Genomic DNA, 20194 nt, shown 5'->3' with positions numbered 1-20194 from the left:
TATAGAATGACGGACAATATTCAACAACGCTTCCGTTTCAGTGAAGCACCCATCTGGGAACTACAGCGGACTTACTACGAAGAACTGGGGATGAAAGCCTGGAATAATGACCAGGTTCCGCAGTATATTACGAGCAACCCTATGATTGCTACGGCTTACGCCGAAATTATATTCGGATTCCTTCGGGACCGTGCCGATCAAGGCGATCTAACCGAAACGGTTACGATTCTGGAACTGGGAGCGGGGGCCGGGCGCCTCGGTTATCATGTGCTGCACAAGCTGTGCGAGCTGAGAGATTTTGCGGGTATAGCGCTGCCCCCTTTCCGCTATGTCATGACGGATTTGCCGATTAAAAATGTTGCGGCATGGCGTCAACACCCTGCCATGCAATCCTATATTGAACAGGGGCTGCTGGACTTCGCGAGGTTCGATGCCGTGCATGACACGGAACTGAACCTGGTGGTATCGAAAACAACGATATGTCCTGGAGATTTGAAACAGCCGCTGCTGGTTGTCGCGAACTATTTCTTTGACGGTATTCCGCAAGAACTGATCTATGTGGGGGAAGGCAAGATTTACGAGAGCGATGTTGTCATCGAGTTTCCCGAGCAGCACGACAAGCTCAAGCCGGCTGAAGCACTGGAACGAATGAAACTGGCCTACGAGCACCGCCGTGCGCCCAGATACGAGGAGGACACTTACCCGTACCGTGATGTCATTGCCTACTACCAGCAAGAGCTGGAGGATTCGCATATCCTGTTTCCGGAGGTGGGACTGACCTGCATGGAGCGTCTGAATCAGTTATCAACGTCGGGTTTCATGCTTCTCACGGCGGATAAAGGAGATCATCATATCGATAATTGGAAGTTCGCCGAACCACCGCAATTAATTTACCATGGCAGCTTCTCATTAACGGCTAATTATCATGCGCTGCAGCATGTGTTTGAGCAAAGGGGCGCACATGTGATTTTCCCCACGCAGCATTATAAAAATATTAACGTCGGCTGTATCCTCATGCTGGAAGCACCGATGAGTTATGCGAATACTCGGATCGCTTACCGCCAATTTATCGAACGCTTCGGACCTGATGAATTTTTCAGTATGAAGGAATGGATCGACCGGAATATTGAAAGCATGGGCATGCAGCAAATTTTGTCTTTTTGGCGATTGGGCGGGTATGACGCCGAGTTCTTCATTCAGAGCGCGAAGCGCATCTCGAATCTGCTGCCGGATGCCAATGACGAAGAAATGCTGGATATTCGAACAGGCATCTACAAAATGTGGTCATCGTACTATGTGATGGAGCAGCGTTATGATCTGGCATTGGACGCGGGGCTGGTGCTGTTCGAGATGGATATGTACGAGGATGCAAGGTTCTTCCTAAAGGAATCCGTGGAAACGGACGAAGACGAGCCGGTGCCAACGGTTATATATTGCTTGGCGATCTGCTGCTATGAGCTTGGCCTCGACGAAGAGGCTCTGGAATACACGCGTGAGGCGCTCGTTCTGGAACCCGATCATGAAGAGGCTTTGGCACTGTTGAAATGTTTTGAGTAATACACGGGTTACTTAATCTTCACGAAGGAAGTTGCGTATTTTTCTCGGAATTGCATAGAACGACGCACGCGACCCGGCCTCTGAGATTACAATAAGGCTGGGTCGTTCTGTATTTTGAACTAGATCCCATTTACGATTCCATTCATACAGATGGCCCTGCGAGGATTGTTGGAGTGGAGTATAATGTATAAGGACATTTACGTAATGATGCTGACAGAAAAACATACAACGATAGGTGAAAAACATGAGAATAGCTTTTTTTGATTCAGGTTTAGGCGGTTTAACCGTGTTATCGGAGGCAATGAAGGAGCTGCCGCAGGAAGATTTTTTGTTTTATGCGGACACCCTCCATGTGCCATATGGCACCAAAGCCAAGGAAGACGTGAAATCTTACATCCATCATGCGATGGAAACGATCATGAAGGAAGAAGTCAAAGCCATTGTCGTTGCATGCAACACGGCTACAAGCATGGCGATTTCCGATCTGAGAAAGGCTTATCCGATCCCGGTTATCGGGATGGAACCGGCCGTAAAGCCGGCCGTCGAAATCAATCGTTCCAGCGGGAAGCGAATCCTGGTGCTTGCCACACCGCTGACCATAAAGGAATCGAAGTACAGGGATCTGGTTCGACGAGTCGACAGCATGCATATCGTGGACTCCCTGCCTCTTCCGGAGCTGGTAGAGCACTGTGAGGCTTTGAATTTCGATCAAAAGGTCATGAAGGATTACTTTACCAAGCAATTTGAATCCTTCGATATGAATGAGTACGGAACTATTGTCTTGGGCTGTACCCACTATCCATTTTACAAAAGCATCTTATCGGATCTGCTGCCGGATCACATTCGCATGATAGATGGCAGTAAAGGAACCGTGAACAGACTTATTCAGGTTTTAAGTGACAATGATCTGCTCAGCTCCAGCGGTAATCGGGATGTTACGCTATTCAATTCGAGGCAATCCATGGAGTACACAGAGAAGATGAAGAAAGCATTGAGTCTTTATAGGGAAATAGAGGGATAGGGTAACTGGCAATTGAACCCGCTTGCAGCGCTTCCTCAATGGTTATCGATCTATGCAACGAAATAATATAACAGAATAACAGACAACATATGACCCGACCTACGTTCTAAAGGCCGGGTTATGATGTTAGAAGGGGACTTTTATGGGCAATCCTTTCGAGAAACTAATATCATATACACAAACTTCTCAGGAGAAGTATGGTGCTTCTGCCTCCGCTTTGTTCATCATTCAAGATGGTCGAGTCGTAACGGAATGGTATTCTGGTCAGCATCATTTTAAGCGTGGTGCATTGCCGGTAACCAGGGATTCGATGTTTAATCTATATTCAATCAGAAAGTCATACGTTGGCATGGCAACAGCCATAGCGGTTACAGAAGGGAACATCTCCATCGATACGGTTGTCTCTGATATTATTAAGGATATGCCAATAAGCGATTTAAAGGGCGTGACCATCCGAGATTTAGCTATTAAAGCCAATGCCAAATACTTTGGTCCCCAGCGAATCGAACGTGAGGAAGTCGCAGGAAAACTAATAAAAGCGATAACAGGCAAGACGATCGCTCAATTAATAACAGAACGGGTATTTAAACCATTGGAACTGAATCATTCGGAGTGGGTGTCTGTGCCCCATGCCAATTTGGTATGTGATTTTCAAGCTGCGGATGGGTATGCATCCATTCGAATAGAATCCGATGAAGGCTACGACCGGAATTTGTATGCCAGCGCTAAGGATTTGGCGATGTGGGGATATCTGCAGCTACACCAAGGAGCTGTTCGTAACCAACAACTCCTATCTACTGAAGTATTTCGTTTGATTAACCAATTAAGAGCCGAAACTCAGGACCACCACCGGATTTTCGGATGGTATTTTCAAGAAAGATGGTTTTATGCTTCCGGAGCCGCCGGCTGTCATTGCGTAGTTATTCCTGAGTTCAATGCGGTAGGGGTTCGGATGTTGAACAAATATACGGAGAATTATAGTGAAGATCAGACCATGTTTAATGAAACATTATACGAGTGTTTGGGGTTATAAAAGGTAGAGCTGATAGTGCAATAATAAACTGAAGGGCGGTACGCATTGACGATAACCTTTACGCCAGCGGTAAAATTGGACCCACACAATGGGCAAAATCTATTGTCCGGCCCAAGCATGATAAAGGGTTCTCATTCGGATACTCATAATCCTGATGTAGGAGAGGACTTGGGAATTGAAATTAAAATTATTTTTCATTCTTTTGTTAGTTATCCTTGTTGGTTGTAATAAAGAGAATGATGGGGTCGTCATAGAAATCCATAAAGAACAGCATGTTAACTACTTGCAGAATTACGGATGGAGCATTGATAGATTTGCATCCGAAACCAAATACGCTGCCTATACTTTACAATCCTTTAAGTCGCATGGAATTGGGTCATGTGGATTTGACCCGATTTTTGGATCAAGAAGTTACAGAGACAGGGTACTTCCTGCAAGAGAAAACAGCGACGTACAATCAGATTGTAGGATTTATACTGGAGTCAGGCAATGAAATTATTGGAGGGTATTTGGTATTTAATTATGAGGCAGAACAAGCTGATGGAACATTGCACATCGATCATAATGTTATGAATCCTATTCTTCATCGCAAGGAGTTAGGTAGTAGTCCGTCTTCGTAAATGTTGAGATGTATTGCAGGATCTATGCGCAGGTGCATTTAACCTGGAAACATGAGGAGTCGGCGGAATGGCCGAAGGACGTTGATGTTTAGTAGTTTTGACGAATGGGTTCGCGATTCTATGCTGCCTGATAACTAATATTATTGGAGATGAATCTAAGAACGAAAGGATGCATTCTAAATATGATCGGTTTGATTATTATCGTTATGATAGTTGGCTTGGCCGGGATCATCAGCAATCAGTATTCTGCTCTGAGAAGGATGGAACGCATGCAGCGTTCATTGGATGAACTTAACACAAGAATACAAGAGATGAACCATCATCCAAAACCGTGAAATTGTTTATTCATGGGTGCGTATTCGCCTTAATACAACAATGTGGGAGTATTTGATATGAATCCTTTTAAACATTCAAATAAGGAAATCAGAACGAAGTTTGAGATCGATTTGCTGCACCAGGCACAGGCCAAAGAACCTACGAAACCGCCGCATCCTTGGCGTCACGAGGTTATCATTCCAGCTGCGGGGTGTATTGCGTGCGGGTGGGATGCCGATGAGAACCTTGTTCTAATCAGCAGCAATGGATACAGTATTACGCAAGCCGAGTCAGGAACCTTGATTCACAGAGAGCGGGATTCTGATGTAACCGAAGATCATATTAGCGAGAATTACTTGAGTTTTCATATTCCGAAGAGCGGACAGGACATTTCTATTTTTGGATTTGAGTCTGGAGATGGGATTCACATCACGCACGATGGTTGGATGCTTGAAGTCATTCACCCTTGGTGGCCAAGGGCTTCCGTCGTATTGGATCAGATATTTGTCCCTAACTATGAATATCTTAAACAAGCCGCGATGATTGAATTGAACCGGCTGGATGGGAAAATAAAATGCGGATTTTCGCCTTCTGGTCGACATTTCGTTATTCTGGGGTCTGGCGGAGCACTTTTGTATTCGAGGGAGCAGTAGATGTAACTACATAAGAGAGGTTGTTTGTCTAACGCAAGCTTACAGCTGCAGGATGGAGGAAAATGAATGTCTAGCCCCCCTATAACTTATGGCATGTACACAATGTGCCTGATCCAAAAAGATGATAAAGTGTTATTAATCAATCGCCCAGACAAGCTGGGTTTTCCCGGATATCTTGGTCCAGGAGGAAAAGTGGAGTTTCCTGAGAGTATTTCAGAAGGTGCTGTGCGTGAGGTTTTTGAGGAGACAGGACTGATCGTGAAAAACCTGGTGTACAAAGGATTAGATGAGTATGTGGTTCCTCAAACAAACTATCGTTACATGGTGTTTAATTATTTGGCGGACTCTTTTGAAGGCAAGCTGTTAGCGGATCCACCGGAAGGTGAGCTCGTTTGGGTACCGATTGATGAAGCAATGGATCTACCTATGCAGCCCTGGTTTAAACGAAGATTTCCCCTATTCTTTGAAGAAGGGACTTTTGAAATCTCTATTGTCTGGGATGAGGATGGACAGAAGTCAATCGATGAGAAGATCAGAAGATTGAGATAAGGGCAACGATCCAGAGGAGGGACCATTATCAGATGATCAAGTACAATATTTGTTTTGTTCGGCGCGGTGATGAGGTTTTATTGTTGAATCGTAAATCCCCGCCCTGGATGGGGTGCTGGAATGGCGTGGGGGGCAAGCTGGAGGCGAACGAAACCCCGCGAGACTCGATGGTACGTGAGCTGGAGGAAGAGACACATATACAAGATTACAGTCTTACCTTTAAAGGCGTAGTGACTTGGTCCATCAACGGCTCGATTACGGGTGGTATGTATTTATATCTAGCGGAGGTGCCTGAGGATTACAGTTACCCTACACCGATCGCGACAGCTGAAGGAATATTGGATTGGAAACCAGTGAGCTGGATAACTGACGATGCAAATGCTGGAATTGCAGCTAATATACCGGGTTCGCTCGAACTCATCCTACATGATTCGAATTGCTATGATCATCGATGTACATATGAGGACGGTAAACTGGTCGAACAAACACCGCTTCCGATCAGTTCCTCGATTGAAATGGATGAAGCGATGAGGGAGGCGTGGTTAAATCAGTATCGGGGAGAGGGAATTGCGATTTAATCTATCTCGTTAGAAAAAATACTCGAACACCACATGGCTCGACCTAAACAGGATATATCTAGGCCGGGTTTTGAGAGGCGCGAGAACGAAGGAATGAACCAGAACTACAATATATCACGGAGATAAAAACATGATGAACAAATTACTTCATAAGGCGTTGGTCCCCACCTCCTACGGACTCTTGCTTGCAGTGATCTGGATTCCTATCGGCATTTTAATCTACATGAACTATCTAGCAGGCGTCATTACTATGAAATACATCTTGTATTTTTTACTCGGGTTGCCCCTCATTGCCATTTTGATCGGATTAATCTGGTTTCGAAAGAACTCGGGGTATTCTATTTTTTCTGTTTCATTTTTAGTTCTGACCCTGTTGATTACGGTACTTATTCCTATTATTTTCGAATAAAACCATGCCATCTCACAGACTCTGGAGCGCCGATGCTCCAGGGTCCTTTTTTATGACAGCAGTAAGTTTCTCTTAAGGTCCTCTTAACGTAGATTTAACATTGGCAACCGTATAATGGAGGGGAGGTGGTAGAAGAGATGCGTCTGTTAATAATCGAAGATGATTGTGAATTATCCTATGTCATGAAAGCTGGGCTTGAAAAAAGCGGGTTTCATGTCGATGTTGCGAACCAAGGGCTTGAAGGTGAAGATAAAGGGTTTGCCAACCGGTATGATGCTATTTTGCTTGATTTGAATTTGCCTGACAAAGACGGGATGGAGATCCTTTCCTTTCTACGTGAACAGCATATCGACACGCCAATCGTTATTGTTACGGCACGGGATGAAGTCGTTCAGAGAGCACTGGGATTAAACACGGGGGCCGATGATTATATCATCAAGCCTTTTGATTTTGTCGAGCTTGAAGCCCGGATTCAAGCCGTCATCCGCCGCTATTATGGGCGAACGAAGAATGAGATTGATATCGGCCGCATTCGAGTCTGTCCCCGTACACGGAAGGCCTACATAGATGGAATGGAGATCGCATTGTCCGCCAAGGAATTTGATATATTGGAGTATTTAGCTAGCCGAAGCCCGGATATCGTATCCAGCGAGGAGATTGCGGAGCATGTGTACGATGAGTTTTTTGACCCGTTCTCGTCGGTGCTAAGGGTGCATATTGCGAATTTACGCAAGAAATTAACGCTGCAAGGTGGGCAGGGGCTGCTGGTCACTATGAAAGGGAACGGATATCAGTTATGCGGACAACCTCGATGAAAGTCAGCCGAGTTCTTTTGTATTATTCCCTTACGGTGACGGCCTGCCTGATTCTTGCATTCATTTTATTCATTAGCTCCATTACGGTCCCCGAGTCCAATCTGCCCACATATTTATTTATGATGAACATGAACAAAGTGACAATGCTCATTCAAAACGGCAGTTTTGGCGGCATGTCCTTCCTCGATCTGAAACCGTCCATTATCAACAAGAGAAACCTGGAGGATTATTATGTGGGAGCGCTGCTGCAGCATATTCCTATCTTGATTCTATGTCTTGTAGGCATACTGGTAACAGGGACCTGGGTATTGTCCAAAATTCTGAAGGTCCAGCATGAGAAACAGGCCCTCCTATTAGCCAAGCAACTAAGCAGCATGGACGAGGAACATATCATCATGGAGCAGCATCCTGCCATTGTTAAAGCATATCAGGAGATTAAGAGTAAATTCGAAGCGTACACCCTGGATTACGTCCGGCTTAGCGCTTACGTGACGCATGAGCAGAAGAATATTCTTTCCTTGCTCCGAGCCAAATTGCAGCTTTCAGACCATGGGGAGCTGACGGAAGAGGTGGATAAGGTTACGGATAGTCTAGACGATATTTTGACATTGAGTGCCTCCAAAGAAAATACGACCATGGAATTGGTCGATACAGCCCTTCTGTGCGCTAATGTATGTGACGAATATCGGAGGCTGCACCCGAACATCCATTTTGATTTTGATGACGAGGCCAACAACACCATAATCGGGCGGGAGCTCTGGATAAGCCGGGCTGTCACCAATCTGGTGTCCAATGCGGTGAAGTATGGCGGGAACAGTGAAATCCATGTGTCGGTAAGCAACAGGAAGGGCAGCGTGATTATATCGGTCTCCGATGGAGGAGAAGGCATTGACGAAGCGGAGCAGGAGAAGCTGTTCGATTACCAGTATCGGGTCGGCAAACTCAAGAAAGACGGCTACGGCATCGGACTGAGTCTGGTACGCCATGTGTGCGAGCTCTGCGACGGATTGTGCTGGGTAGAGAATAGAGGCGCTAGGGGCACTACATTCTATATGATTTTCCCGGAGGCCTTAACATTAGATTAACATGGCATTCATTAGAATGGGATTGTCCAGGGTGGCAGTGAACCGCTTCGCTGCATCTTAGGCCAATAACAAAAGGGAGGATAACCATGTACATCTTTCAACATGCCATGAAAAACATCGGCCGAAACAAGGGACGAAACCTGCTGATGGGATCCATCGTCCTGGTCATCATCGTTGCGACCGTCATTTCGCTGATTATCAACAACACGTCAGGCAGGATCATTGACGACTATAAAACACAGTTTGGCTCCAAAGTCAGCTTGGCTCCCGATCTGGAACAAATGTACAGCAAGGGAGCGGATTATGAAAAAGTCACGTCGGAGCAATATTTGGAGTTTGCCAATTCAGAATATTTGCGTCAGAGCACCTTCTCTGCCATTGTGCCGAGTGTAAGTGACACCGTCAAAGCGGTGGACCAGGATAAGGAGCTTAAGGGTGGAAATATCAAGCTTCAAGGGCCGGGGGGAGCGTCCAAAGCCAATCCTACGATGAAACTTGTGGGAAACTCTAACCTGGAGACCCTTGCCGAATTCTCGGACGGACAGAGATCCATCATTGAAGGCGAAATCTATAAGGAGCCCAATGAAAGTATCGTAAGCAAGGAGTTTGCAGAGCTGAACGATATCTCGGTCGGGGATACGATTGAGGTGAACAGCGTGATGGGCGAGGGCGATCCGTATACATTGACCGTTACCGGAATCTATCTGGACTCCACGGCAGAATACGGGGACATGCCCATGGAAATGAGTTTTATGAACCGCCGCAACGAAATTTTGACGAGTTTTGATACGGTGATGGGGGATGATCCATCGTCAGCAAGTGCAGTCAACATTCAGGCTACTTATTACATGAAAAGTCCGGATCTATTGCCTGATTTCGAAAAGGAGCTGCGTGACAAAGGGCTTCCTGGTTCCTATACGGTAAGCACCGATGAGGAGAGTTATGCCAAGGTTGTTGGCCCGGTCGAAGCGATGAAGGGAATCTTCTTAACATTTATGATTGTTGTGATTATTCTGGGTTCGATTATCCTTGCGCTGTTGTCTTCCATCACGATCAGGGAGCGGAAATATGAGATCGGGGTTCTACGGGCGATGGGGATGAAAAAAGGCAAAGTCGCTGCAGGACTCATAAGCGAGGCGCTTATGATCACGGCCGTCTGCCTTGTTGTCGGGCTGGTCATTGGAAGTGCGCTGTCGCAGCCTACGGCTAACACCATTCTGCAGAATCAGATCGAAGCAGCGGAACAGGCAAAGGCCGCAAGCGGACCCGGTAAATTTCTGATGGTCGGGGGACAGAGCAATATGAGTAACGTAACAACCCCGCCGATCAGCCAAATCGATGTCGGGCTGGGGATGGATACCCTTTTACAAATTGCACTTATAGCGCTGCTGTTAGCAGGGGTCTCCAGCATGATGAGCATTAGCCGAATTACGAAATACGAACCCATCAAAATTTTGATGGAACGGAACTAGGGGGCGCATGAAATATGAGTGTATTGGCCTTGCAAAATGTATCGTATCGCTATGAAGGTGCAAAGCAGCTTGTACTGAAAAACGTCAATGTGGTGTTTGAGAGCAGTAAAGTGTATACCATTGTAGGAAAATCCGGTTCTGGCAAATCTACCTTGCTGTCTCTCCTGTCTGGCCTGGACGTATGTGCGAACGGGGAGATTTTGTATAAAGGAGATAGTCTGAAGTCGCTCGACCGCGACTATTATCGAGCGAAGAGCATCGGCGTTATTTTTCAAAGCTTTAATCTGCTCACTACGGCGACGGCCGTCGAGAACATTGTGCTGTCCATGAATATAAGCGGCAGTAAGGAAAAGGACAAAAAGGCGTTTGCCTATTCGCTTCTGGAAAAGGTGGGGATCAACCGGGATACGGCAGATCGTCGAATATTGAAGCTGTCGGGGGGAGAGCAGCAGCGCGTTGGGATTGCACGAGCCTTGTCGCACAATCCGGATGTTCTCATTGCCGATGAGCCGACCGGGAATTTGGATCGGGATACGGAAGCCGAAGTGTTGAATATTCTAATGTCCCTTGCACATGATCATGGTAAATGCGTCATTATCGTTACCCATTCCAAAAAAGTCACATCGGTAGCAGACGAGGTGTGGGGACTCTCGGAAGGGAAACTGCTCTATATCAAATCTTAATTAAGTTTATATAGAAAGGCTGAACATATCATGAGCAAAAAGAAAATACATGTCCTCAGCATCGTTCTGTACGTTCTTGCCGGATTGTTAACGCTGTATGCGGCTTGGGCAGCGGTGGAGTCGCACGGTTACATTTCCAGCATGATGGAACAGAATCAGATCAGTGTAAGCGGAAGCGAGTATGATATTGTCAACTTTTATATGGCGAACAGTGCACAGTATGTGTTGTTTGCCGTGATCCTGGGAACTCTCGGTTGGATGCTGCAGCGGAATGCTTCTGGTCCAGCAAGCCATGTTACTTTCGCACGGCAGCAGGCGGGCTCTACTTCCTCCAATGATCGGTCCGTTGAATCGGACGGGGAAGATTTTGAAGAGTGGTTCCGGAATAATCAGAATTAGTAGAAGTGTGGAAATTGAGAAGTACAGGACCAAGGATGGATCCTGGGTCAATCGTGAGTAAATGGAACCAAAAAGAACCTCCCATTGGTGAGGTTCTTTTTGGTTCCTTCCCGAGCACAAATCATCTATTATAGAGGGAAGGAAAATTCTTCTATTTGGAATTGAGGCGATATTCTTGTTTGGGTATATGAAAGAATTTCATGAATATTATCTGAAGCTCTTACAATTAGCAGAATACGAGATGGAGACAGACGAGAAGCGTATAGCGTATGGGTACCAACCTAGCTCACACGAAGATTTGACTCTTTTGAGAGAAAAGTATCTTTTGGAACGGGTAGCAGGAACGGGAGATGAGCTATCTCAAATTAAAAATCTAACGCAATGGGTGAATGAACGGCTTCCACATGGGAATGTGAGGCCGCCGGAGCAAGTTAATGCATTACATGTTTTGGGGCTTTCAGATTCAGAACCTATCCAGATGAATTGCTATGTGATTGCTACCGTCTTGAATGAAGTATTCTTGAGCCTAGGGTTCCATTCTCGAAGAGTTCATTGCAGATCCTATGATGCATATGATTTGGATAGCCACGTGGTCACACTTGTTTATTCTAATACGCTGAGCAAATGGGTCTGCATGGATGGTTCATGGAATTGCTATCTTACCGATGATAGTAGAATTCCTCTTAGTTTAGAGGAATTTCGGGAACGCCTTTCCTCCAATCAGCCCGTCTGGGTTAATGGTGAATCGACGGAGACGGACTGGAGCATTTTTTATAAAGGTTATATGGCCAAAAATATGTTTTGGTTTTACAGTCCTGTTGATAGTGAATACAATTATGAAGCTCGTATGGAGAAAGACTACTGTGCCTTATTGCCGGAGCACTTTACTCCAATTGAACTGATGAGAGAAATACCTGTACATCAAAGCGTACAAATTAGTAGAAACCCGCAAAACTTTTGGAGTCGTCCATCCACCATAATGGATAAACCAAGAGATAAGAAGGTTATGGCATAGTTACCGTTATTAACATTACTTGTATAAAAACATGCTTTGTTGGAGGGGATTGTATTGAAGGACACCAGCTTGGATTTTTACGAAGGTCTTGCGGACACATATCATTTGATATTTAAGGATTGGTATGAGGCGGTTCAATGGCAGGGTGATTTCTTCAATCGATTTATTCGTTCGTTACACGCAGTGGAACACGAGGGTCCGATTCATCTCCTGGATGCATCATGTGGAATAGGAACACAGGCTTTGGGAATAGCGCAGCATAATTTTACCGTAACGGCTACGGATCTTAGTCCCAAATCCATTGAACGAGCCAAAAAGGAAGCAGACAAGTTGGGGGTTCATGTTCATTTTGGCGTCGCGGATTTCCGTTCGCTGGAGCAAGATATCCCTGGGCAATTTGATGTTGTTCTGTCTGCTGACAATGCGATCCCCCATTTACTGTCTGATGAAGATTTAAGAGAGGCATCCTACAATTTCTATGCCAAACTTCGAAGCAATGGTTTACTTGTATTGTCCATTCGCGACTATGACGAGATCCTGCAGAATCAACAGCGTGCCACGTTGCCCCGAGTTATGGATGATGGAAAAAGGATCGTTTTTCAAGTGTGGGATTGGGCTGAAGCCGGGCATCGCTATATAACCAACCAATTTATTGTGCAAGAGATTGACGGGTCATGGAAGACTCAAGTCAACAGCACATCCTATAGAGCTTTATTGAGATCGGAGTTAAGCACAAAATTGGAGGAAGCGGGATTTACCGACATCATGTGGCATATGCCTTCGGAATCGGGCTTCTATCAGCCGATCCTGACCGCGAGGAAATGATGAACGTAGTCTGCATGGGTAAAATGAGTTTCTTCGAATCCCATCATATATGAGGAGGAGCAATAGATGGCCAAATTAGCAGGTCACGAAATAGTCGCGGAGTATCTTCACCATCTTGAGCATCCATTAAAGGCTGAAATTGAGGAAGTAAGAAGCTTCATATTAAGCGTCGATGATCAAATAACCGAGCAGATCAAATGGAATGCGCCCAGCTTCTGCGTTCAGGGGGAAGACCGGATCACATTGAATTTACAAGGGAAGGGCTTCTTTCGCATCATTTTTCATTGTGGGGCAAAAGTTCAAACGCATGACATCAAGGGAGCCCTGCCTGAGGATACGCTATTGGAATGGGCTTCTAATGATCGGGCAATCGTGAAAATATTGAATTTAAACGATCTGGAGGAGAAGAAAGAACAATTAAGAGAAGTTATCGTTCGATGGATTGAAGCAACGAGTAAGGAGTAAACAGGGAGTAACATGGTTGTCGTTTAGCGTTATAAGATGCTTGTAAATGAAGGAGTGACTCAGTTGAACAATGTGATCGATTACTATAATGCCTTCGATGAATGGGGGCGTTTGGATAGGGAGCCCATTGAATTTATCGTCAATCTGCATCAAATCTTGAGTATGCTGCCTGAGAAAGGTCACGTGCTGGATAACGGAGCGGGTCCTGGGAAGTATTCGATGGAATTAGCAAAGAACGGTTACGATGTGACCTTAACCGACCTTACGCCAAGATTAGTCGAGATTGCGGCTGCTAAAGCTGAGGAACTCAAGTTAACCGGCCAGTTCAAAGGATTTCACCGTGCCAATGCCAACGATCTTAGCCTGTTTCAGGATGAGCTGTTTGACGCCGCACTGATGATGGGACCGCTATACCATTTACAGACAGAACAAGATCGGTCTACGGCCGTCCGGGAATTGTATCGCGTTACACAAGCGGGTGGCTACGTCTTTGTGGCATTCATGACCCGAATTCGGCATCTGATGACATCATTATCATTTCCGGAACATTGGAAACCGAATGATACGATCAGCAGCATTAAAGAATTTGTTAGGACCGGGATATTCAATCATAGCGATGAAGGACGATTTACCGGTGCATATTATTTCAACCTGGAGGATATCAAGCCGTTCATGGAATCACATGGCTTCAAGACGATTAAATTGATTGGCTCGTCAAGTATAGCAGGCTCCTTCAAGGCAGAGCAGTTCGATTATTGGCGGTCCCGTGGGGAAGAGGAATTCCAGGAAGTCATGAAACTGATCTACCAGGAAGCGGAGAACCCCAGCATTTTGGGAGTCTCATCTCATTTATTGTATATTGGGCAGAAACGATAAGGGATTATAAATACGAGTGGTTGGGGTACTTTATACTTTTTTTTAGTACCAGTCGAATGTTCAGGGGGATAGAGATGATCGTACAAGAAGTTGATGACCTGGATGCAATAGACCTAGCTGAGCTCTTGACTGAAAGCAAGAGGGAAGGGTTCAGGAATATCCATAGGCTAGTGGATGATTATAATGAGGGCAGTAATAGGTTTCAGCATAAAGATGAAGCCTTGTTTGAATGTCGGATTGGTCTTAGAGTCATCGGCATTTGCGGGTTGAATCGTGATCCGTATTCTGACGGAAGCATAGGCAGGATCCGCAGATTGTACGTGTTAAAGGAATTTCGGCATTATGGTGCCGGGAGAAGGCTGGTCGAAGCGGTAATTCAGAAGGCGAGCAGTCATTACAGTAAACTCGTGTTAAGAACGGACAACCCCAAAGCGGCTGATTTTTATAAGAAGCTGGGTTTTAAAGAAGTGAAGGGTGATGTACGGATCACGCATGAACTTCGGTTTGGATGTAATCACGGCTCCCATGCCTCGATCCTATAGAGTAAAAAAGACCGCCGTGAAGGCAGCCTTCCTACCCCTCGTAGGCTTGCTGTAACGTCTGCATATCGATTTTTGATTTCGTCTGGAGTAAAGCCTTCATGACGCGTTCGGATTTTGCCGGATCGGCGTCAGTTATCATTTCGCTTAAGTTAGCTGGGACGATCTGCCATGATACACCGAACTTGTCCTTCAGCCAACCGCATACTTGGGCTTTCTCGTCGCCGCCCTCAGACAGCTTCTCCCAATAATAGTCCAATTCTTCTTGGGTTTCGCAGTGCACAATAAATGAAATGGTTTCATTGAAGGTGAAATGCGGACCGCCATTGAGGGCAACAAAATGTTGGCCTTCCAGCAGGAATTCCACAGTCATTATCGCACCTTCCGCAAATGTATGGTTGTCATTTTTTTCTGCACTGTAGCGCGTGATACGCTCGATTTGTGAATTTTTAAAAATTGAGACGTAATGCTGGGCTGCTTCCTCGGCTTGGTGATCAAACCACAAGTTTGGCGAAATCTTTTGGACTCTATTCTTCATAATTCCAACTCCTTCATTACAGGTAATAGAATGTAATGCAATCGTACCATATCCTTCTTAACACGATTTCTTTCCAATTGCGATTTATTCATAGAATTATAGTACGAAGCTAACTTTTTAGGATAACGGAGGGTTAAAACAATGAGTGGAAGTCAATTCATCATTACGGGAACCTCAAGGGGAATCGGCGAGCAACTGGCTTATATGCTCCTAGAGAAGGGCCATGAAGTGCATGGAATCGCGAGAGGAACGTCCGAGAGATTGAGCAGCTATCCAAAATATAGACACCATGTATATAATTTGAGCGATACGTTGGGGCTGGAGGAGCTTGTGGATAGGGTGTTGGACGAGATGCATCCCTTTGACGCGGATATGATCTGCCTTATCAATAATGCGTCCATGCTTGAACCACTGAAGGCCATTGAACAATGTAATGCAAGAGATATTCATATGAATGTGCAAATCAGTCTGGTTGCCCCCATGATTCTGACATCCGGCTTCATCAAGAAGACGGAGGGGTTGTCCATTCGGAAGAAAATCATCAACATCTCTTCAGGCTCTGGCATATATCCAGCACCTACGATGAGTGTCTATTGTTCGGTCAAGGCCGGAATCAATATGTTTACGCAAAGTGTAGGGAGCGAGCAAAGGAACAGGCCAAACCCGGTAGAGATCATTGCGGTTAATCCAGGTATGGTAGATACGGATATGCAAAGAATGGCCAGAGGGAAAAATGAGCAGGAGTTTGAAATGGCCAAAGCCTTCGCCCATGCGCATGAGTCAGGGCAGCTTCTATCTACAGAGGAAATCGGTGCGCATCTGTTACGTATCATCGACAAGGATTTTGCAACCGGAAGTGTTGTGAATTATGACGAAATCTAAGCGATCGGTGAAAGCTGAAGTATATCTTATCTATCGGAGGCTGTTATCATGTTGATGCCAACACATATCGTCGCTGTCGGCGGCATAGTTGAGAATGAACGCGATGAGATTCTATTGGTGAAGGGGCGCAGCGGCTGGGTTTTTCCAGGTGGGCAGGTGGAAGCCGGAGAGAATCTGATGGAGGCGTTGATCAGAGAAATCAAAGAGGAGAGCGGCATGGATACCATCGTTTCCCACCTGATCGGGGTCTATTCCAATACATCAACCTATCCGGGACACAGCGGAGTTGCCGTGGTTCCAACGAAAGTGATGATGGATTTTGCGTGTAAGCCTACGGGCGGCGAGCTGGGGATCTCGGAAGAAACGACGGACAGTCGTTGGATCCCTAAGGATGAAGTGCTTCAATTGATTACGGCCCCGGCCATTCGTACGCGATTTCAGGCTTATTTGGATTTTAATCGAGAGGTCGTCTATATGGAATATATTACGAAGCCGGAGTTTGAAATTAAGTTGAGACGGAATATCTAAAAACTACGAAATGGTCTGATAATGGATCGAAAGGAATATTCGCATGGAAGAAGTCATTGTCACCAAGATCTAGTCGGGGAACTTGATGCGGAAAGGAATTAAAGATGATGTCCGAATATTACTGGGATTCAGCAATCGAATACCTGAGGAATACGAGAGGGCTATACTATAACGATGATTATCTGGAGTTTCTTGTTAAGAATGTCTGGAAAATGAATACTCCCATTAACATTGTGGATTACGGTTGTGGTTATGGGTATCTAGGATTAAAGCTTCTCCCGTTATTACCCAAAGGTTCAACCTATACAGGGATAGATAAAGGCAAGGATTTGATTATGGAAGCAAGAGAAGTGTTTGATAAGCTGCCCTATTCTACTGAATTCATTCAAGGAGATATTGAGGATATGTTTGTGGAACGTCAGTATGACGTTGCGATCTGCCATGCATTTTTATTACATATGGCAAGCCCTCGGGAGATTCTTCAGAAAATGATGGATAGTGTACTGGACGGCGGACGAGTCATCTGTTTTGAGCCTCATTGGATTGCTAATACGGCTAATTATGGCTTCGATGGAATCCAGCATTCTGAAGTCGTCCGTCTAGGCATATTACAGAAATTGTATGAAACGAGTGCCAAAGATAGCGGAAAAGACGGGAATATCGGCATGAGGCTCCCTATTCTTCTAAGTCAGCTGGGATTACGGAATGTGGGATGCCGAGTCAGTGATAAAGTGAATTTTTTAGATCAGAATATGGATGCTGCAGAGAAGGATCGGCTTTTTCAGTCCTTGAAGGAAGAAGGCATTGGGCAGGAACTGGAGGATCCGGTTAAGGTCGTGGAGCAGATGGTACAGAGAGGGTTATCAGTAGAAGAAGCCCAAGCCCAATATGCCGCTGAACTCAAGTTGTTCCGAGTGTTTGATAGCGACTCGTGGTTGACTTATGCACCGAATATGAAGATCTCTTATGGAACGGTTGGTCGAGAATAAACTTGCTTAAGGAGCCCTATGAAAATTGGATTGGTAAGACATTTTAAAGTTATACATAAATGGGATAGGAAATGGTTGACGTCCGATCAGTTCAATGCTTGGGTGGAAGCTTACAACAACGCTGAAATTGAACAATCCGACCTGGACTATGATTATTCGGTGTGGAATGCCTGCATATCCAGTGATTTGCCAAGGGCCATTCAGACGGCAGAAACGATATATCCAGGCCCTATCATCGCAACGAATCGGTTAAGAGAAATTGAGGTTCAATCGATTCATCCTTTGGGAAATCTAAAGCTTCATTACCACATGTGGTTGATGATGGGGCGCTTGGCCTGGTATCTGTCTCACCGCTCGCAAGCGGAGCGGCGAAGCGAGACACGGAAGCGAGCTGGGCATATCATCGATTGGATCGAAGAACATTACCGTGATCGCAACGTATTAGTGGTCAGTCACGGCGCTTTCATGAAAGTCTTGACTCAGGAACTGCACAATAGAGGTTACCGAGGAAAGGGATTTGTACAGCCCAGGAATGGTGCCATGTACATTTTCGAAAAATAAGCGGGGGGAACGTTATATGAGACTTCGAAATGGAGTGATCTATCTTTACGAAAAAGAATAGGATTACAACGATCGTCTCCAATAATAGATAGCCAACTGGGTTCTGTCTCGGAGCTCCAATTTATCCAGTATGATCGAGAGGGTATTGCGCACGGTTCCTTCGCTGATAAACAATTGCTCGGCAATTTCTCGATTCGAGCAGCCTAAGGCAACCAGCTCGAGAATATCGTTTTCCCGCGGGGTAAGGTCGGCACGATTCTCTTTTTCGGGCAGCATCAAGGTCTTCAGCACATTGGCATCCACAACGGAAGTACCGGAAGCCAAAGCACGCAGCTGTTGTGCCATACTGGAAACCTGCGTCGATTTCAGCATGTACCCCTCGGCTCCGGCTAGCAGCGCCAGGCGGATACTATGCTCATCTTGAAATGTGGTCAGCATCATAATCTGCACCTGGGGCCATTTTTGCTTGATTTGCCTCGCCGCTTGGATTCCGTCCATACCAGGCATCCGAATATCCATGAGGACGATGTCCGGCAGGACCTCTTCACAGCATTGAATGGCTGCAGCGCCGTCATTCGCAGTGGCCGTTACTTCCATATCCGGTTCTCTGGATAGAAGCAGCCGGAGACTCTGACATACCAATGGATCGTCATCCACAATGAGAATGTTCATCGAATGCCCCCCTTTCCCATAGGTAATACGCAGACCAATTGAAAGCCGCCGGATGTATTGATGGAGATGCTCCCGCCTGCCGCCTGGGCTCTTTGCCTTAGGTTGCGGAGTCCGGTTCCAGGCAGCGAGGAGGAATCCAAAACGCCGTCATTTAGGACGCTTAACCGCACGATATGTTCATTGACGTCCAACGATACTTCAACGTGTTTGGCTTTGGAATGACGCACCGCATTGGTCAAGGCTTCCTTGAGACAAGCATTCAGGATGACCCACAGATGGGCGGCTATACGAGATGTATCTCCATAAATTTGCAGCTGGACAGGCATCGCTTTGAAATTACGGCAGATCTCCTCCAGGCTCCGAATGCCGATCGCTTGGACAGGCTGCATATTATGGACCGTTTCCCGCAGCTCCAGGGCACTGCTCGACAAACGCATCTGGGCTTGAGCAAACATATCTTCCGCTTGCGGGTCATTCTCCCTCCATAATGTTTCAAAAGCTTGGAAAGCTAACAACGCGGCTGTTAATTCATGGCCGACCTCATCGTGTAGCTTCTGGGAGATTCGATGACGCTCTCTGAGCTCTGCAAGCTGAGCCGTTTGCACATTGGCCATAAGCAGCTCACCCTTCAATATTTCCAGTTCGTAGCGATCGCGACGCTCCTGATCTGCTTCCAATCGATACTGATGGGTTTGTTTGGACCAACATAAAACGATCCATCCCGCAAATGAAGCTTGAACGAGCATGAGCAGAAGCGGGAGGTCCGGATCGACATAGCCGATGACAAGCACTGCCAGGATGGGCAGGGAAAATAGCGGTGTACCGGCAAGCATGGTTTCAAATAGCGGCAGAGCCAGTCCGAAGCCGGCCTCCGGCCAGAATGGAATGATGGATATACATAGAAGCTGGTCGACCAGTGTTGTCCATGAAGGAAGGGGAAACCGCCATCGGGCTACCGCCAGGATCGCTAAGGCGAAGACCAGGATGAATCCTTCGGTCCCGGCATCTCCCATAAACCAAAGAGCGGCCATAAGCAGCAGGGCAAGTATTCTCCAAATCACGACGGCTATGCTCGGGGACCACGAATCGGTATAGCTTCTCATGAAAACCTCCCA

26 protein-coding genes are annotated in these 20194 nt (G+C 46.1%); 23 read left to right on the top strand and 3 right to left on the bottom strand.

Translation table 11 applies throughout. The features are described from left to right. Positions 1-6 precede the first annotated feature (6 nt). The 19 genes from M4D81_RS10250 (at position 7) to M4D81_RS10160 (ending at position 14912) form a co-directional block, all read left to right on the top strand. Entirely contained in the window at positions 7-1557 is a 1551-nt protein-coding gene (locus M4D81_RS10250) for a tetratricopeptide repeat protein (RefSeq protein WP_260066058.1), read from the top strand. Positions 1558-1801: 244 nt separating this feature from the next. Continuing rightward, positions 1802-2578: a glutamate racemase gene (gene murI / locus M4D81_RS10245; RefSeq protein ID WP_260066056.1), complete on the top strand. Its 777-nt coding sequence runs from the start codon at positions 1802-1804 to the stop codon at positions 2576-2578. A 142-nt stretch (positions 2579-2720) separates the two neighbouring features. Then, a complete protein-coding gene (locus tag M4D81_RS10240) occupies positions 2721-3611 on the top strand; it encodes a serine hydrolase domain-containing protein (protein WP_260066055.1) in 891 nt (296 codons plus the stop codon). Between the two features lie 314 nt (positions 3612-3925). Further along, positions 3926-4231, top strand: coding sequence for a DUF4830 domain-containing protein (locus tag M4D81_RS10235; RefSeq protein ID WP_260066053.1), 306 nt, complete (start codon positions 3926-3928; stop codon positions 4229-4231). A gap of 182 nt (positions 4232-4413) precedes the next feature. After that, positions 4414-4566, top strand: a complete 153-nt coding sequence (locus tag M4D81_RS10230; protein ID WP_201259373.1) for a hypothetical protein — start codon at positions 4414-4416, stop codon at positions 4564-4566. A gap of 57 nt (positions 4567-4623) precedes the next feature. After that, positions 4624-5199: a hypothetical protein gene (locus M4D81_RS10225; protein WP_071219847.1), complete on the top strand. Its 576-nt coding sequence runs from the start codon at positions 4624-4626 to the stop codon at positions 5197-5199. Between the two features lie 66 nt (positions 5200-5265). After that, a complete protein-coding gene (locus M4D81_RS10220; RefSeq protein ID WP_260066049.1) occupies positions 5266-5748 on the top strand; it encodes an 8-oxo-dGTP diphosphatase in 483 nt (160 codons plus the stop codon). A gap of 32 nt (positions 5749-5780) precedes the next feature. Further along, complete coding sequence (locus tag M4D81_RS10215; protein ID WP_260066047.1) at positions 5781-6326, top strand: NUDIX hydrolase; 546 nt, start codon at positions 5781-5783, stop codon at positions 6324-6326. A gap of 130 nt (positions 6327-6456) precedes the next feature. Then, positions 6457-6735: a hypothetical protein gene (locus tag M4D81_RS10210; RefSeq protein ID WP_071219849.1), complete on the top strand. Its 279-nt coding sequence runs from the start codon at positions 6457-6459 to the stop codon at positions 6733-6735. Positions 6736-6872: 137 nt separating this feature from the next. Further along, positions 6873-7550: a response regulator transcription factor gene (locus tag M4D81_RS10205; RefSeq protein ID WP_260066045.1), complete on the top strand. Its 678-nt coding sequence runs from the start codon at positions 6873-6875 to the stop codon at positions 7548-7550. After that, positions 7547-8635, top strand: coding sequence for a sensor histidine kinase (locus M4D81_RS10200; RefSeq protein ID WP_260066044.1), 1089 nt, complete (start codon positions 7547-7549; stop codon positions 8633-8635). The genes M4D81_RS10205 and M4D81_RS10200 overlap by 4 nt, the downstream gene beginning before the upstream one ends. A gap of 86 nt (positions 8636-8721) precedes the next feature. Then, positions 8722-10107 (top strand): ABC transporter permease, encoded by a 1386-nt coding sequence (locus M4D81_RS10195; RefSeq protein ID WP_260066042.1) that lies wholly within the window; start codon positions 8722-8724, stop codon positions 10105-10107. Positions 10108-10121: 14 nt separating this feature from the next. Next, positions 10122-10790: an ATP-binding cassette domain-containing protein gene (locus tag M4D81_RS10190; RefSeq protein WP_260066041.1), complete on the top strand. Its 669-nt coding sequence runs from the start codon at positions 10122-10124 to the stop codon at positions 10788-10790. Positions 10791-10820: 30 nt separating this feature from the next. Beyond that, positions 10821-11189 (top strand): hypothetical protein, encoded by a 369-nt coding sequence (locus M4D81_RS10185; RefSeq protein ID WP_260066039.1) that lies wholly within the window; start codon positions 10821-10823, stop codon positions 11187-11189. Between the two features lie 175 nt (positions 11190-11364). Further along, positions 11365-12204 (top strand): hypothetical protein, encoded by an 840-nt coding sequence (locus tag M4D81_RS10180; protein ID WP_260066037.1) that lies wholly within the window; start codon positions 11365-11367, stop codon positions 12202-12204. A 54-nt stretch (positions 12205-12258) separates the two neighbouring features. Next, positions 12259-13029, top strand: a complete 771-nt coding sequence (locus M4D81_RS10175) for a class I SAM-dependent methyltransferase (RefSeq protein ID WP_260066035.1) — start codon at positions 12259-12261, stop codon at positions 13027-13029. A 66-nt stretch (positions 13030-13095) separates the two neighbouring features. Then, positions 13096-13494 carry a DUF1801 domain-containing protein gene (locus tag M4D81_RS10170; RefSeq protein WP_260066033.1) on the top strand — a complete coding sequence of 133 codons (399 nt, stop codon included), beginning with the start codon at positions 13096-13098 and terminating at the stop codon, positions 13492-13494. Positions 13495-13557: 63 nt separating this feature from the next. Further along, positions 13558-14370: a class I SAM-dependent methyltransferase gene (locus M4D81_RS10165; protein ID WP_260066032.1), complete on the top strand. Its 813-nt coding sequence runs from the start codon at positions 13558-13560 to the stop codon at positions 14368-14370. A gap of 74 nt (positions 14371-14444) precedes the next feature. Continuing rightward, positions 14445-14912: a GNAT family N-acetyltransferase gene (locus M4D81_RS10160; protein WP_260066031.1), complete on the top strand. Its 468-nt coding sequence runs from the start codon at positions 14445-14447 to the stop codon at positions 14910-14912. A 31-nt stretch (positions 14913-14943) separates the two neighbouring features. Here M4D81_RS10160 and M4D81_RS10155 read toward each other — a convergent pair whose 3' ends face one another. Beyond that, positions 14944-15447, bottom strand: a complete 504-nt coding sequence (locus M4D81_RS10155; RefSeq protein ID WP_260066029.1) for a VOC family protein — start codon at positions 15445-15447, stop codon at positions 14944-14946. Positions 15448-15588: 141 nt separating this feature from the next. On the opposite strand from M4D81_RS10155, the gene M4D81_RS10150 reads away from it, so the two are divergent. The 4 genes from M4D81_RS10150 (at position 15589) to M4D81_RS10135 (ending at position 18407) form a co-directional block, all read left to right on the top strand. Next, positions 15589-16329, top strand: coding sequence for an SDR family NAD(P)-dependent oxidoreductase (locus M4D81_RS10150; RefSeq protein ID WP_260066027.1), 741 nt, complete (start codon positions 15589-15591; stop codon positions 16327-16329). Between the two features lie 48 nt (positions 16330-16377). After that, on the top strand, positions 16378-16857 hold the full coding sequence (locus tag M4D81_RS10145; RefSeq protein WP_260066025.1) for an NUDIX hydrolase: 480 nt from the start codon (positions 16378-16380) through the stop codon (positions 16855-16857). A 107-nt stretch (positions 16858-16964) separates the two neighbouring features. Beyond that, on the top strand, positions 16965-17846 hold the full coding sequence (locus M4D81_RS10140) for a class I SAM-dependent methyltransferase (RefSeq protein ID WP_260066395.1): 882 nt from the start codon (positions 16965-16967) through the stop codon (positions 17844-17846). A gap of 75 nt (positions 17847-17921) precedes the next feature. Further along, complete coding sequence (locus M4D81_RS10135; RefSeq protein WP_260066024.1) at positions 17922-18407, top strand: histidine phosphatase family protein; 486 nt, start codon at positions 17922-17924, stop codon at positions 18405-18407. A gap of 63 nt (positions 18408-18470) precedes the next feature. Here M4D81_RS10135 and M4D81_RS10130 read toward each other — a convergent pair whose 3' ends face one another. Continuing rightward, a complete protein-coding gene (locus M4D81_RS10130; RefSeq protein ID WP_071219863.1) occupies positions 18471-19079 on the bottom strand; it encodes a response regulator transcription factor in 609 nt (202 codons plus the stop codon). Further along, positions 19076-20182: a sensor histidine kinase gene (locus M4D81_RS10125; protein ID WP_260066023.1), complete on the bottom strand. Its 1107-nt coding sequence runs from the start codon at positions 20180-20182 to the stop codon at positions 19076-19078. The genes M4D81_RS10130 and M4D81_RS10125 overlap by 4 nt, the downstream gene beginning before the upstream one ends. Positions 20183-20194 lie beyond the last annotated feature (12 nt).

The organism is Paenibacillus sp. p3-SID867 (genome assembly GCF_025142895.1).
Taxonomy (GTDB): Bacteria; Bacillota; Bacilli; order Paenibacillales; family Paenibacillaceae; genus Paenibacillus_AQ.
This window is presented reverse-complemented; position numbering and strand designations above follow the sequence as displayed.

Excerpts from the sequence above, each read along its gene's own strand:
- M4D81_RS10230 (WP_201259373.1), top strand. The coding sequence starts at position 4,414 with ATGATCGGTTTGATTATTATCGTTATGATAGTTGGCTTGGCCGGGATC.
- M4D81_RS10130 (WP_071219863.1), bottom strand. The coding sequence starts at position 19,079 with ATGAACATTCTCATTGTGGATGACGATCCATTGGTATGTCAGAGTCTC.
- M4D81_RS10210 (WP_071219849.1), top strand. The coding sequence starts at position 6,457 with ATGATGAACAAATTACTTCATAAGGCGTTGGTCCCCACCTCCTACGGA.
- M4D81_RS10170 (WP_260066033.1), top strand. The coding sequence starts at position 13,096 with ATGGCCAAATTAGCAGGTCACGAAATAGTCGCGGAGTATCTTCACCAT.
- M4D81_RS10155 (WP_260066029.1), bottom strand. The coding sequence starts at position 15,447 with ATGAAGAATAGAGTCCAAAAGATTTCGCCAAACTTGTGGTTTGATCAC.
- M4D81_RS10160 (WP_260066031.1), top strand. The coding sequence starts at position 14,445 with ATGATCGTACAAGAAGTTGATGACCTGGATGCAATAGACCTAGCTGAG.
- M4D81_RS10140 (WP_260066395.1), top strand. The coding sequence starts at position 16,965 with ATGTCCGAATATTACTGGGATTCAGCAATCGAATACCTGAGGAATACG.
- murI (WP_260066056.1), top strand. The coding sequence starts at position 1,802 with ATGAGAATAGCTTTTTTTGATTCAGGTTTAGGCGGTTTAACCGTGTTA.
- M4D81_RS10220 (WP_260066049.1), top strand. The coding sequence starts at position 5,266 with ATGTCTAGCCCCCCTATAACTTATGGCATGTACACAATGTGCCTGATC.
- M4D81_RS10145 (WP_260066025.1), top strand. The coding sequence starts at position 16,378 with ATGTTGATGCCAACACATATCGTCGCTGTCGGCGGCATAGTTGAGAAT.
- M4D81_RS10150 (WP_260066027.1), top strand. The coding sequence starts at position 15,589 with ATGAGTGGAAGTCAATTCATCATTACGGGAACCTCAAGGGGAATCGGC.
- M4D81_RS10205 (WP_260066045.1), top strand. The coding sequence starts at position 6,873 with ATGCGTCTGTTAATAATCGAAGATGATTGTGAATTATCCTATGTCATG.
- M4D81_RS10240 (WP_260066055.1), top strand. The coding sequence starts at position 2,721 with ATGGGCAATCCTTTCGAGAAACTAATATCATATACACAAACTTCTCAG.
- M4D81_RS10200 (WP_260066044.1), top strand. The coding sequence starts at position 7,547 with ATGAAAGTCAGCCGAGTTCTTTTGTATTATTCCCTTACGGTGACGGCC.
- M4D81_RS10185 (WP_260066039.1), top strand. The coding sequence starts at position 10,821 with ATGAGCAAAAAGAAAATACATGTCCTCAGCATCGTTCTGTACGTTCTT.
- M4D81_RS10215 (WP_260066047.1), top strand. The coding sequence starts at position 5,781 with ATGATCAAGTACAATATTTGTTTTGTTCGGCGCGGTGATGAGGTTTTA.
- M4D81_RS10250 (WP_260066058.1), top strand. The coding sequence starts at position 7 with ATGACGGACAATATTCAACAACGCTTCCGTTTCAGTGAAGCACCCATC.
- M4D81_RS10225 (WP_071219847.1), top strand. The coding sequence starts at position 4,624 with ATGAATCCTTTTAAACATTCAAATAAGGAAATCAGAACGAAGTTTGAG.
- M4D81_RS10195 (WP_260066042.1), top strand. The coding sequence starts at position 8,722 with ATGTACATCTTTCAACATGCCATGAAAAACATCGGCCGAAACAAGGGA.
- M4D81_RS10125 (WP_260066023.1), bottom strand. The coding sequence starts at position 20,182 with ATGAGAAGCTATACCGATTCGTGGTCCCCGAGCATAGCCGTCGTGATT.
- M4D81_RS10190 (WP_260066041.1), top strand. The coding sequence starts at position 10,122 with ATGAGTGTATTGGCCTTGCAAAATGTATCGTATCGCTATGAAGGTGCA.